We start from the raw sequence: 13637 nt of genomic DNA, 5'->3' as shown, positions 1-13637 counted from the left end.
TGTGAAAACATCGTATGTAGAAGCCACGCCACAAGTATGTTCAAGTCCTAACTTCGTAGGTTATCTAATGTTTTTTGAATCCCAAAATTACCCACAAAAGCGCACAGCCACTGATAAATGCTAGTATTGGAGGCAAAAAACTATGAGCCACAACAATCCATAATTTTTTATTGCGTTTTGTAATCTTGTTTTTCATGCAAGATATTGATGCAAACACAAACTCTTCTTTCGTCTTTGCTGATTCCCATCTGTATGGCAACATGAATATTGGTTTGAGATTAGATTCATAACTTTTTTGAAAGATCACCTCTTTGCTTTTCCACTTTTTATCCCATAGTTCACCCAACGCTAATGCTGCCTTGTCTAATTCAACATCATAAGGAAAAGATATGACTGGCTCTTGCTTAAAGACGGGTACTTGAATTCTAAATTCAGAATTTAATAACAAATCTTTTGAAGTCCAGAGGCAGGCTGCGATCCAAACAATGCTCAATACAACCCACATCCTAAACAATCCACGTTTAATATTCATGATTCCCAGCACCCCGCATATAAAATTAAACTCCGTTGAATACACAAATTAAAAAGTAAAATATACAGACATACAGGCTATGCTGCATGGCCTCTAGACTGCCAATACTTATACAACATATAAGTGCTGTTACGCCGTTTTGCGATATGCATATTACTATTTAGCAATTACTAAACAAAGATGGGAAGTTTTTTTTATAGAATCGAATCATGGTACGTTCAAGGTCATCAATTTCACTAAGTATAGTTGGGACATGCCACATCATTAAAATCACATAGAGGAATACTACAAACAATATTGAGCAAAGATAGTCTCCAGCAGGCTCTCTCAAAAATGTGCAATCATGAGCGAGGGATATGCTCTTGAAGTAGAAAAATATTATGAATCCTATACTCGGAGCAACAATTCCATTATCAACTCTGAGATAGTAGTAAGAATACCTATTGCTTATTTCTTTTGAGATGGCACTTGTGTCTAGTGACACTTCTTTGTTGCTAATTTTATGACACACTTTTGTGCCTTTAATTAGTGCAAGTTTGTATTGTTTCAATTTGTGCGCATCTTGCATCCTGAAAGGTTTAAAATCATTAATTTCGCACAAGGCCTTTCTTTTTAAAATAAAAAAACGATTTTTCCTAAAAGGACTAAATAGCGTTATAGAAATTTGATGAACTATTGTTCCTAGTGGAAGTGCAAGAGTAACAAAAGATAGGCAAAATGCGATTACGCCCTTGCTGGTTGATATTCCACTATCAGCTAAATCCACATAAGGGTAAAAGAAAAGCAGGAACCATAACAAACTCGTCAATCCTGATATTTGAAAACGCAAAAACTGTTTCATAATCAGTCTCTATTTTTATATATTTGAAAATGTGATTTGCATTTGTGTCTACATTATTAGGTTCAACTTCAGGATAAAATTGCAGGGTAAAACCGATGAAGTTTATTATTCCAGATGTGTAATTCTACTACAGAGTTGTGGACACGGTGTTAATCCACTATCCTGACGACCAAACAGGAGACGTGGATGAGCAAAACTCACAGGACAGATGATGCAGAATTCAAACAAAACACTATACTCATGGTTGATAAATATGGGCGTACTACCCCATGACAGATGTCGCTGAGGGCCTTAGGTTTGGCGAAGATTTTATCTACCTTTGCGACGTGACACATGCCGCAGCATGGATACATCGCTTTTCTAGGCCAAGACAAATAGCCTCAATGAACAACGGTACATCAAGGAGCTTAAAAAGAAGCTAAAGGATGCTGGATCAGAATCATCTATAGTAAAACAGCGTTGGTCATCTTCAGCTTTCGTGGAGTTCCATCGTGTGACTGTGCCTAAAAATGTGCCCGAGAACTAACCTATTAGGTCGCTTACTTGACCCTCCATTCTTGTGTAGCAGGATCATATACTGGATTTTTTCTCTCGCACAGTGAGGTCGATCAAGATTACCTCAATCGCCTCGACTCTGGGGAAAGTACTGGCTATAGAATTCCAGTAAGTTTCAAGTTCCTCTTTTAGTTTCGCAAGTGTAACGTTACGACCGTCAATTTTCCAGCTCTGTCGTTCCGATCGGCCTTGCCAAATTAAAAGCATAACTCCACAACCTGCTGTTTCTGCACGCAAGTAGTCTCCAGCAAGTTGGTTGCGTAATCGTTCGCAAAGTTTTGGTCCAGTCCAATTCTTATCAAGTAGTTTCAACTCGATAGGGACTGAAGAAACACCCGGAACTTGAGTCCAGATATCCGGCCGTTGTCCATTGGGAAGCTCATTTTCTTGCGCACAACTATAGCGGCCTAAAGAATGGACATTCAGCCAACCAGCTACAAGATTGCGCATTTCTGTTTCGCCATCAGGCCTTTTCCACGTCTTGTATGGGCTATCATTTCCCTGTTCGAGCCAAGCCAGAAGATCATTCAATCGAGCAACAGTTAAATCGAATAGCTGGCGATGCGTTGCTGGTGTGATCGTTTGGTCTTGATCAAACTCACGCACCTGTGATGCGGACCATAGCTCTAGATCAGCATCCTCTTCAGCCCGCTTTAACGCCAGTTTAGCCATCCAAGACCGAGAGCTCGGGTCCGGGTGATCTTGCGCCAATTCAGAAAGCGCCTCATATGCCTGTTTGCCTCGTATCTGAGTCAACTCGGCAAACAAGTCATTTCGCGCTTCCTGTGCATCGTCGCGCAAAACCGGGGAATAAACGCCTGTACCCGCACGCTCGATATCGTCTTCTACCCGAATATACTGATGCATCATCACATAAAGATCTTTCAGGTGGTCTGCATTGCGGAAACTCCAATATGTAGCTCCAGTTTTCCCCAACCGACGCCCTCCCATCAGGCGTGTAATGAATAATTGTGCTGCGCGTGAGGCGTCTTCAAAATTCTGTTGAGATCTAAGCCATTCCTCCAGTTTAGGGATGCCATCCACGGCATCTACGTCTACCCAAATCGCATACCAAACCACCAGTTGTTCGACCGACCCGCCAGTATTAATTTTAGATTGGACCAGAGGGAGAAGGCTATGAATGGTAGCTCCCCCACTGGTCACGATCTGAATACAATGCCCGAGTGCTTCTTGATTCAATATTTCATTAGTCCCCATCCATTCAAGAAGCGGATTGACTAACGAAGAGTGCAACCATGGTGCATAGTAGACCAAATCATGTAAAATATAATGCTGAGATTGGTCCGATTCGGTATTCTCCAGTTCCCAAAACAGTTCTGTTAGCACCGCTTTTGATACGAGTTGCGGATATACCCGGTGGATTACCTCTAGCCAAGATGGGAACCCATTCAATTCCCAAACAATATACCGCAGAGCATGACGAATTTCATTTTCTTCAAGATAACAGGGGAAATCCTCCCTTTCGCGAGCTTCAATCTCCAACCCCGCCATCGCGAATATCAATGCGTACGGTACTGAAGTGGTATCATAACCCGCAGAACGCAATCCTGGTGTAACCTTGCGCCAACGGTCTACCGCAGCATTGCGGTAGGCTCGCGCCACATCATCCCCAAAATCAATGCATAACGTTTTCCAATCCGATCCATTATAATGACCTGCCTGCGGACCGCGGTCTCGGACTTCTTGAAGTAGCCAAGACTGATGATCAGTTATTTCATTAGGCTTCAAATCCGGAGGAGAGTTGACAGCATCCGGGTTTGCCTTCAACTCCTCAATCCACCTCGCGCGATTTTCGGCATGCTTAGCCTTCTTTTGTTCTCGTTTTTTGGCCCACTCTTCATCTTCTTGTTGAGACTCAAGAACACTCTGAGGTATTGTCGGATTTAAAAGAGTATCCAACTGTTTTTTCAAGGCTAAGGTTTCCTGAACAGCCATTCTTAAAGCACTTAACCAGTCTGAAGGCATATCCGAATCTGCAAACAGTTGATGTGCAAGCGACAGCGCAACTAACTTGTCATCTTCGACATCTCTTTGAGAAATGAAATGAAGGACGTCATAAAATCTATCTGATGAAAAACTCCAATAGTGCTCCATCCATTGCACTTGCCAATATTCAGTTAAACTTTGATTTCTATCAGTTGCAATCTGTGCCCGCGCTTCTTCTACAGTAACCCAAAACAACGCGTCATTGAGATCGGTCCAACGGGGGACAAGTTCATGTAGACGTTCCTTATAGTTGTCAAAATTGTCATCATCCCAAGCGCGTGACATAGGCACCTTGCGCATAATGGCCAACGCTTCTGCCTTTAAGGCATCCTTCTGACGCCATTCCACCAACCGTTCAACAGCATGAGTGGCAGGTCCAAGCAACCATTTATAAGTCTTTGAAACATGACACTCTCTCCGTTCAATATAAGGTCTTTTCTTGAGAAAATTATTCATCCCAATGACGAGCTGCATTAAGGGAGATGTGCCACTCGGAGGAGTCTCAAAGGGCACTCGATCAATAAACCCATGAAGAGCGTCTTTCACCCCTGATGAGTCAAAGCGCTGTGGAGCTTCTATCTTATCGATTGACTCGAGCAAGAGTGATACAGATAACTCATTAGCTTCGGCTTCTTCGATGATTTCTGCAAAAATCCTAAGAGGCAATCTCTCTTGCAATCCGATCAGCTTTCGCCACAGGTCCAGCTTTTGGTCTAGAGTGCCGCATGTCATCACAGCGCGTGTCGAGGCGATACGCGCGTAGATACCGCACGAGGAAGTGGTCGCAATCTGAGACAGCTTAGGTAAACAGTTAGACATCTCCCCTTGCCACACGAGCCGAGCGAGGAAAAAAATTGCATCGTCATTATTTTGATGGAGAGTAATCAAACGAAGTGCATCATCTTCTAAGTCGGCCTGGGCGATGCGAGCTATTGCGCTATTGTCACGTGCAGAATGTTCATCTGTATTATTGACTATTCTCTCAACAATATTTTCGAGCAATGCTTTCCGTTCTCTAAGAGGCAACTGTGCAGCATCGCCGCCTTCAACCACAACTTCCGGTGTAATATCAACGGCCGTACGACGAATTGCATCATCGAACAATATGAGCCAAGACAACACAGGCCGTAGCCGAGGTGTTATGACCTTATGCTTGTACTGTTCACGAAAAAAAAGTGATTCCACGGCACGATGCGAATTACCACTCCTTAAATGCTCATTGAACCATTCGGCCGCAAGCAACTCGCACACCTCTCGGTGTCGAAAACGAACCATCCCATAAAGCGCATCATTAAATATTCCACGTCCCAATAATTCATAGACCTCTGAAGCCTTCCAATCGTCCAGAACAGCTTCCGCATCAAGCCCCTCTATGGATTGATTTGTGTCGGGGACACAAATCCCACGTTTACCAGTCAAGATAACCGCTGCAGAAAGCAATCTAGCGCCACACCGTGCCTTATCGAGACTAAGGGTCTGGTCTTGCGCTCTGTCGGGATCAATCTCCTTCAAACGAAAATCAATATTGTGCCGCAACAATTCAAGCCGTCCACCCAACCGCTGATCCGATTCCCATTTCACAAGAATTCCATTAAGATCAAACGGCCTTCCTGCCAACGACATAAGATTTGCACGTTGAAGATGAATAATTAACTGGTCAATATTCAATACGTTGCGGTGCTTAGCAAAAACGCGAACGTCATCTTCACTGAGAGGATCTAAATAATAGACACATAGGGCACTTTTTTGTTCAGTATCTTTCTTTGGTTTCGTCTCTACAACATCATTCTGTTCAACACTTACAGCCTCTGTCTTTGGCCTTTCGAAAGGCAACAGCTTATTAAGTAGATCACTATCAGAGCGTGAACGCCAAGCATAAGGACGACTTGATATAATAATATGCGCGCGATGCTGCGCTGGTTTAATACGATTTGCAAAACGCTCAATCGCTTTTTTGAAAAGGCGTTGGTTCTTCAATCGTGCTTCATCTATTGAGTCGAGAAAAAACCAGGCCTCATCTTGAGATTGCAGCCATTTTTCGAAGCCATCCGCGCTACCAACCTCAAAAGCCGAATCGAATCCATCCTCAATGTCTTCTATTCGGATAAAAAAGGATGCTTTTCCAGCTTCATCCATAGACGTTGCACGTGTTTCCATTTCATAAGTTTTCCCTGCGCCAGCTTCTGCAAGGATAACTGTCCGAAACTCTTTTTCGATATCATCCCAATTTACGCGCTCACGACCACTCAGAAAATTTTGCAACTCCTGATCATTGGAGTCTGTATCCGATTTCCTTACAGGTGAAAAAAAACGAACTACTGGCACAGGCTGATCGCACAATTCGAAACGCCTCCTTCATCAATCAAACAAACATTACACACCACTGACTAGTCGCCTTTATGTCTACTAGTTTCAAGATTGTCGCAGCTATTCACAAGCTCGTAATTTCTCAACGACGCGTCACGTGAACTAGTACCATCACCAACCGCCCAAAGCATGGATAACTCCGCGTCCAAAACTCTGTAATAAAATCAGGATTAACATCTTTGGCATGAAAAGGAATTCTGCTCCATTTAACATCTGTGTAGCAGCCCCTTAATTTTATTCATTCCCCACCTCTCCATCCCCCGATGTTCAGCAGTCACATCCGCCTGCCGTGCAAGTGCGCCGAAGAGCGGCTCTTTCCAGTCTCCATCGCCCACCTTGATCCCAAGCGTAGACCGCATCTCTCCGGCAAAGATTCTTGGCTTGGCCGAGGCCGCAAAGTCCCAGAACGTGTAGAAGTGGGGGCGTGCGGCTTCGAGGGTGGTGATGCTGGGGATTTTGTCGGACTTCTGGGTGTTGATGCTGGGTTTGGACGGCATGAGATTCCAGAGGTCGTTATTGTAGAAGATAGAGTAGGGCAGGATGTGGTCCATGGCGAAGTTGCTCGCCCGGAGCTGGGCGTTTGAGTAGACGCAGCGAAGCTGCCCGAATCGGTCGAGGTACTCCAGGGCGACTTCACGGGCGAGGCTTTGATCTCGGGACTCGATTTCCTCGGTCAGAATCGCCGGGAGGATGTCCGTAAGGCTTTTAGGGGCATCACGCCGCGCTGAGAGGCGGACGCTCTCCTGAGCCCATTTTACGGCGATTGCGTCGGACAGGATATTGCCGAAGACTTTCATCTCGAAGAAGAGATCCACGGGCAACCGAATGGCTCCGCGGGTGGATATGTAATCGGCAAATGATGAAAGATTGTGGGCTATCGCGTAGAAGTGCCTAGCGGAGCTGACGAAGGTTTCCGGTCTTCCGGCGTGCCGCACGGGGCCTTCCATAATGGTTCTACGCAAACTGGTCATGAGCTTACGCGTAGGGCCGTAAAACGGCGAAGCCTGCTCAAACCCTTTCTTAAACTCCGCGATGAACTGCGTCATGGGGCAGAGACCGAACTGCGATTTGGCTAGCTTCATTACTTCGCGCAGTTCATCCTCAAAGGCCATGTTCGTTCCACGGGTAATCTGTGGAATGCCTTTCTCCACAAGAGGCCAGTAATACTTGATCCACTGAAGGCAAACGAGTCCGTAGGGGATGAAGGCGTAATCCTGCCCATCCTCGGTATGAAACTCGACAAGCTCGCTGCTCAAGCCCGACGCGATGTCCACGAGAGCCCGGAGTAGGGCGATTTTGTATGTGGCGACCTTGGAGTCGTCGTAAAGGATGGACGAGATTGTTTCGATACTGTTGTTTCTGGCAGGCAGAAACTGAAAGAGAAGCCCTTGGTCAGCGTCATCTATGTATTCAAATCCATAGGTCCGAAGCAGGAGCTTTTCGGAAATGTCCCTAGGAGCGGCAAGAATTCGGTCGCCGCTCTGGAGCTCACGCGCTTTGGCGTGCAGTTCAGACAGGGTGATTTCTGAAAGGGTGGCGGCAACGCCGTCAGGAAGTGGCGCAGACGTGCAGGTCATTGGTGCTCCTATGGCGCCAACGGTGAAGAGCTTGATGGCGTCTCGACGGGTCGGCATGAACTGGTCCTTGCGAGGAGAATCAGAATGAAGGGCAGTCTCAGCTCCTCGACGAAGAGGCTGCCAGCAGTTGTGTCAGCAAGGCTATACGGGCAGGCCTTCCCGTACCGGATAAGGACGATATATCTTTTGAAACGCTATATCAATTCCCAACTCATTGCTTGCGCAATGTTTGACACCAAGAAAAAGACCGTTTTGATAATATGATGAGAAGAGGAAGGGGAGAGAAATAGCCCTGAATGAGTGACCACTCAGAGGGCACGTGAAGGCGAGTCGGAGGAGCTTCGGCTCGCTTCTTTTTAGGAGGCGAAATGCACGTAAGTTGATTTTCGGTTTTTCAACTTACGTGAAATGCCATTCACCACCGATTCACCACCAAAAAAAGCCCTTGGACGAATCCAAGGGCTTGATTTTGTTGGGGTATCTGGTGGAGGCGGGGGGAATCGAACCCCCGTCCGAGAATGCTCCACACAAGGCGTCTACAGGCTTAGTCCATCATTTGTGTCTTACCGATTGCCCGCCGACGGACAGGCTTGCGCACGGCCAGTTCACCTTGGTTCTCGCCCTGATTCCGGCGAACGCGAATCAGTAGCCAGCCTGAAAGGGTTGTCACCGCTCCGATTTATCAGGCATCCATCGGTTAAGTGCTGGCTAATTAAGCTGCCAGAGCGTATTCGGTATCATTGGCATTTATAGCCTTGCCGCTTTTTTACGAGGCCAGCGGCGCCTCGGCCTGCAACCTTGGCTTCAACCATCCCCGTCGAAACCTGGTCGCCCCCAATCAAAGAGCTAGGGGGAATATAGGGACTTTTCAAGATTTGGCAAGGGGGTCATGGGGTGTTCGGGAAAATTCTTTGTGTGCCGGGAGGATGTGTTGCTCTGGGAATTTTGCATAAGGGGTATTCCTTCCGGCAGGATGCGTGTAGTATGTGTCCAACTCCCCATCCTGCGTTTGTAGGTGGGGCCCACAAGTGGGCAGGGGGGCATATGCTCCCTGCTTTCGGCGTTCCAGCCCGCCGAAAGCGTGAATACCCCGGCCGCATCGGGACTCCAGCGGCCGGGGCTTCGCGTTTTATGCCCCACCATCCACCACACACAAAGGGCGCGCCTGCTTCTTGACAGGCGCGCCCTTTTTAACGGCTGAAATCGTGCGTGGAGGCGTTTAACGCTCCAGCGCGGTCAGGTCTTCATATGTCTCACGGCGGCGCGCCACGGTGACGTTTTGGCCGTCTACGATGATCTCGCACGCACGCGGGCGGGAATTGTAGTTGGAGCTCATGGTAAAGCCGTATGCGCCCGCAGAGAAGCAGGCGAGGAATTCACCGGACTCCACTCGCGGCAGCTGTCTGTCGCGCGCGAGGAAGTCGCCGGATTCGCAAATGGGACCAACCACGTCCACATCCTCCTCCGGGCGCCCGGCCGGGGCAACTTCGGCGATGCGGTGGAAGGAGCCATACAGCGAGGGGCGGACAAGGTCGTTCATGGCGGCGTCCACAATGACAAAGTGCTTGCTGGGCGTCTGTTTGGTGTAGACGACCTCGGTCACAAGGATGCCCGCGTTGCCCGCGATGCTCCGGCCCGGCTCCAAAATGAGTGTGATGGGTAGGTCTGCAAGGCGCTTGGCAAGGGCTTCACCGAATTCGGCAGGGTGGGGCGGCTCTTCCTCGTCGTAGGTGATGCCAAGGCCGCCGCCAAGGTCGATGTACTCGATGCACAGGCCCATGTCGCACAGCTGCTGGTAGAAGTTGAGAATCTTCTCCAGCGCTTCAAGGAACGGCTCCACGGTGGTGAGCTGGGAACCGATATGGCAGTCAATGCCAACGGCCTCTACAGCCGGGAGTTCCTTGGCGCGGCGGTAGGTGGCAAGGGAGGTCTCAAGATCCAGCCCGAACTTGTTTTTCTTCATCCCGGTGGAGATGTAGGGGTGGGTCTTGGGGTCCACGTCGGGGTTGATACGCACGGAAATGCGGGCGGTTTTGCCCATTTCCTGCGCCACGGCGCCGATGCGTTCCAGCTCCTGCTGCGACTCCACGTTGAACATGAGGATATTTGCCTCAAGCGCCTCGCGGATTTCGGCGGTACGCTTGCCAACGCCGGAGTAGACGATTTTCTGCGGATCCACGCCAGCGGCGAGGGCGCGGTGCAGTTCGCCGCCGGAGACGATGTCCATGCCTGCGCCCATTTCGGCCAGCAGCTTCAGCACGGAGAGGTTGGAATTGGCTTTGACGGAATAGCACGTCATATGCCGCAGCGAGGTAAACGCCGAATCATACGCCTTAAAATGGCGGCGCAGGGTGGCGGCGGAATAAACGTACAGCGGGGTGCCGTACTCCTTTGCAAGGTCGGCGACCTTGAGGTCTTCCGCGTGGAGTTCTCCGTCCTTAAGAGTGAAGAAATGCATGCCGTTCTCCTGATATCCCTATAACGATTGAAGATTCAAAGAAGCAGTGTCATGGCGGTGTTGCTGTACCAGCGGCAGGGCAGGGCCCCGGCTTCTCCGCTGGCATCGAACGCCATCGTGCGCCACTGCGAAAGGATGGCGCACGTCTTCCAATGTGGCAAGCGGTCCTGCGTGGCGCGGCAGACGCCGGTTACGGAACCATCTGGACCTTGGTTGAGGTGCCCCGGATGCTTGTGTGGACATTGTCGGCGGTGACGCGCCACAAAAGCGGCTGGTCGCCAAGACCGCAGGCGCGCAGGGTGAGGCTGCCACCGCTCAGGGTCATGTCCTTGGAAGCACGGGTAAATTCAATGCGGCGCTCGGGCGTAAACGGGCACCCCGGGCAATCCGCGGAGGAGACCTCCAGATACACGGCGGCAACCTTGCGCCAGTTGCCGGTGACGTCGGCTTTGACGGTGACGCAGCCGTTTTTCAGCGTAGCTGTGGCGTTTTCGATGGCGAAGGTATCCTGAGAGGTCTGCGGCTCGGGCCAGACCTTTTTGCCGCAGCCACCAAGCATGACGGCGCAGAGCAGGGCGGCCATCAGACCGAGAAGCAGTCGAGACGTGCGCATGGGGTTAGTCCTTGTTGGTACCGGTGGCCTTCCACCGGTGTAAGAGGTTCAGGGCGTCGAGGGGCGTCAGGGCGTTCACATCCAGGCCGTCCAGTTCATCCAGAACGGCAAGGCGCTCCGGCTCAATGGCCGGGCCGCATTCCTCGTCGGGAATGGGCGCATCCGCCGGAATAAGCCCGGGGAGCAGGACGCTTTTGGTCTCCGGCTGGGGCGGACGGTTGCCGTTGGACTCGCGCGAGCGGCGCTCAAGGTCATGCAGAATGTCCTTGGCGCGGGTGACAACGCCACGCGGCACGCCTGCGAGCTTCGCAACCTCGATGCCGTAGCTTCGGTCCGACGGGCCGGGGAGCAGGCGGCGCAGGAAGATGATATCGCCCTTGTGCTCCTTGACCGCGATGTTGAAATTCGCCACCTGCGGCATTTTGCTCTCAAGCACGGTCAGCTCATGGTAATGGGTGGCGAAAAGAGTGCGGACGCCGCCCTTGCCGCGCGCGCACAGCTCCTCCACCACCGCCCAGGCGAGGGCGAGGCCGTCAAAGGTGCTGGTGCCACGGCCGATTTCGTCAAGGATGACGAGGCTTCTGCGCCCGGCTTGCCGCAGAATGCGGGCCGTTTCCATCATTTCGACCATGAACGTACTTTGGCCCTGCGCAAGGTTGTCCGATGCGCCAACGCGGGAGAAAATGCGGTCCGCAATGCCGATGCGGGCGCTGCGCGCCGGGACGAAGGAACCAATCTGCGCCATGATGGTGATAATGGCCGCCTGACGGAGCACGGTGGACTTACCCGCCATATTCGGGCCGGTGATGACCAGCAGGCGCTTGTTTTCGTCCACGCGCACGTCGTTGGGGATATAGTTGGCGCTGCCTTGCACGGCCTCCACCACGGGGTGGCGTCCGGCAGTGATGGCAAGCTCCAGCCCGTCGTGCATCTCCGGGCAGTTCCAATCGTTTTGGGCGGCGGCTTCGGCCAGTCCCTGCCAGTAGTCCAGCGCGGCGATGCGCCCGGCCATGTCCATGAAGCGGTGCCGCGCACCGGCGACTTTTTCCCGCAACTCGTTGAACAGGCGGTATTCCAGCATCTTGCGCTGGTCCGAGGCCGACAGGAGTTTGTCCTCCAACTCCTTGAGCTGGGGCGTGATGTAGCGCTCGCTGTTGACGAGGGTCTGCTTGCGCTCAAAGTGGTAGGGCACCTTGTCGGACAGGGTCTTCGGAATGTCGAAATAGTAGCCGAAAACCTTATTGAAGCCGATCTTGATGCGTTCCAGCCCGGAATCCTGTTTCACTTCCTCCAGCAGCGCCTTGAGGCGGCCTTCGCCGTGCTCGGTCAGGTCCATCAACTCGTCCAGTTCGGCGTTGTAGCCGTAGCGGAACAGGCCCCCCTCGGTGATGAGGTGGGGCGGATTATCGGCAAGGGCGGTAGCCAAAAGCTGTGCCCAGTCCGACAGGCTGTCCCAGCCTTTGAGCATTTGGTCCATGACGCGGGGCAGGGCGTCGCCTTCGGTGCCGCGCGCCTGCTCCAGCAGATTTTCCACATCGGGGAGCACCGCAAGGGAATTGCGCAGGGCGAGGAAGTCCTTGGGTGTGGCGCGGTTGAGGAAAATGCGGGTGGACAGGCGCTCAAGGTCGTACACGCTGTCCAGCTTTTCGCGCAGGTCCTCGCGGAGTTCTTCGCCGTGGAACAGGAAGGCGATGGCCTCCTGCGTTGCCACAATGGGCTTTTCGTCCTTCCACGGACGCTGAAGGCGCTCCGCCAGCAGGCGTCCGCCCATGGGGGTCATGGTGCGGTCCATAACGTGCCACAGCGTGCCGCGCCCGCGTCCGCCATCCAAACGCCGGAAAATCTCCAGATTGCGTTCCGTCACTTCATCCAGCAGCAGATGCTTGCTGAGGCTGAGCGGCCGGAAGGGCGCAAGGTGCGTGAGGTCGTGCTTCTGCGTCTGGCGCAGGTAGGCGAGGATGGCTCCGCAGCACTGGGTCAGCTGCGGCTTGTCGTCAAGGTCCAGCGCGTCAAGGTCGGCCACGCCCTGCGAATCCATAACCCGGCGCTTGGAGCCGGGCAGGTCAAAGAATGACTGCAGCGGCACGAAGTGGACCTTGGATTCAAGGTCGGTGAAGCGCTTTGGCACGTCGTATTCGCGGGTAAGCAGAATTTCGCGCGGGTCGGTCTTTTCCATCCACTGCCAGAGTTCGACCTCTTTGGTGCTTTGGATGCCGGACCATTCGCCCGTGGAAAAGTCCACCCACGCCAGACCGCCGGCGCCTGCCTTGGCGTCCCAGAAGAGAGCCGTCAAGTAGTTGTGGGTCTTGGACGTAAGGTTGGAGTCCTCCACCACGGTGCCCGGGGTGAGGATGCGCGTCACTTCGCGCTTGACAAGGCCCTTGGCCTGCTTGGGGTCCTCCACCTGCTCGCAGATGGCGACATTGTGGCCCTTTTCCAACAGTTTGGAGAGGTAGCCGTCGCAGGAGTGGTAGGGCACGCCGCACATGGGCACGGGCGCGTCAGCGTTGGGATTGCGGGAGGTGAGGGCGATCTGAAGGTCGCGCGCGGCGATCTCCGCGTCCTCGAAGAACAGCTCGTAGAAGTCGCCCATGCGGTAGAACAGCAGGGCATCGGGATATTCCGCCTTAATGCTCAGGTATTGTTCGAGCATTGGCGTCAGTTTTGTTTTGCTCACGTGCTCTTTC

At 51.7% G+C, this 13637-nt stretch carries 7 protein-coding genes and 1 other RNA gene; all 8 read right to left on the bottom strand.

The genetic code is table 11. From position 1 onward, the window contains the following. Window positions 1-64 precede the first annotated feature (64 nt). The gene (locus ACYQ2T_RS08370) at window positions 65-532 is read right to left on the bottom strand and encodes a hypothetical protein (protein WP_459899924.1); all 468 of its coding nucleotides are present in this window, start codon (window positions 530-532) and stop codon (window positions 65-67) included. Window positions 533-692: 160 nt separating this feature from the next. Then, window positions 693-1373 (bottom strand): hypothetical protein, encoded by a 681-nt coding sequence (locus ACYQ2T_RS08365; protein ID WP_459899923.1) that lies wholly within the window; start codon window positions 1371-1373, stop codon window positions 693-695. A gap of 570 nt (window positions 1374-1943) precedes the next feature. Next, a complete protein-coding gene (gene hyoA, locus ACYQ2T_RS08360; protein WP_459899922.1) occupies window positions 1944-6275 on the bottom strand; it encodes an NACHT domain-containing antiphage protein HyoA in 4332 nt (1443 codons plus the stop codon). Window positions 6276-6508: 233 nt separating this feature from the next. After that, on the bottom strand, window positions 6509-7936 hold the full coding sequence (locus ACYQ2T_RS08355) for an HNH endonuclease domain-containing protein (RefSeq protein WP_459899921.1): 1428 nt from the start codon (window positions 7934-7936) through the stop codon (window positions 6509-6511). A gap of 425 nt (window positions 7937-8361) precedes the next feature. Continuing rightward, window positions 8362-8715: a transfer-messenger RNA gene (ssrA, locus tag ACYQ2T_RS08350) on the bottom strand. A gap of 383 nt (window positions 8716-9098) precedes the next feature. Next, entirely contained in the window at window positions 9099-10337 is a 1239-nt protein-coding gene (gene lysA / locus ACYQ2T_RS08345; RefSeq protein WP_459899920.1) for a diaminopimelate decarboxylase, read from the bottom strand. Between the two features lie 190 nt (window positions 10338-10527). After that, window positions 10528-10950 (bottom strand): hypothetical protein, encoded by a 423-nt coding sequence (locus tag ACYQ2T_RS08340; RefSeq protein ID WP_459899919.1) that lies wholly within the window; start codon window positions 10948-10950, stop codon window positions 10528-10530. 4 nt (window positions 10951-10954) lie between these two features. Further along, on the bottom strand, window positions 10955-13603 hold the full coding sequence (gene mutS / locus ACYQ2T_RS08335) for a DNA mismatch repair protein MutS (protein ID WP_459900097.1): 2649 nt from the start codon (window positions 13601-13603) through the stop codon (window positions 10955-10957). Between the last annotated feature and the right edge of the window lie 34 nt (window positions 13604-13637).

The sequence above is a fragment of the Desulfobaculum senezii genome (assembly GCF_054657395.1).
Note: the sequence above shows the minus strand (reverse complement) of the source record. Positions and strands in the feature narration are given on the sequence as shown.

Coding starts and splice junctions, on each gene's coding strand:
- ACYQ2T_RS08370 (WP_459899924.1), bottom strand. CDS start 532: ATGAATATTAAACGTGGATTGTTTAGGATGTGGGTTGTATTGAGCATT.
- ACYQ2T_RS08365 (WP_459899923.1), bottom strand. CDS start 1,373: ATGAAACAGTTTTTGCGTTTTCAAATATCAGGATTGACGAGTTTGTTA.
- ACYQ2T_RS08355 (WP_459899921.1), bottom strand. CDS start 7,936: ATGCCGACCCGTCGAGACGCCATCAAGCTCTTCACCGTTGGCGCCATA.
- lysA (WP_459899920.1), bottom strand. CDS start 10,337: ATGCATTTCTTCACTCTTAAGGACGGAGAACTCCACGCGGAAGACCTC.
- ACYQ2T_RS08340 (WP_459899919.1), bottom strand. CDS start 10,950: ATGCGCACGTCTCGACTGCTTCTCGGTCTGATGGCCGCCCTGCTCTGC.
- mutS (WP_459900097.1), bottom strand. CDS start 13,603: ATGCTCGAACAATACCTGAGCATTAAGGCGGAATATCCCGATGCCCTG.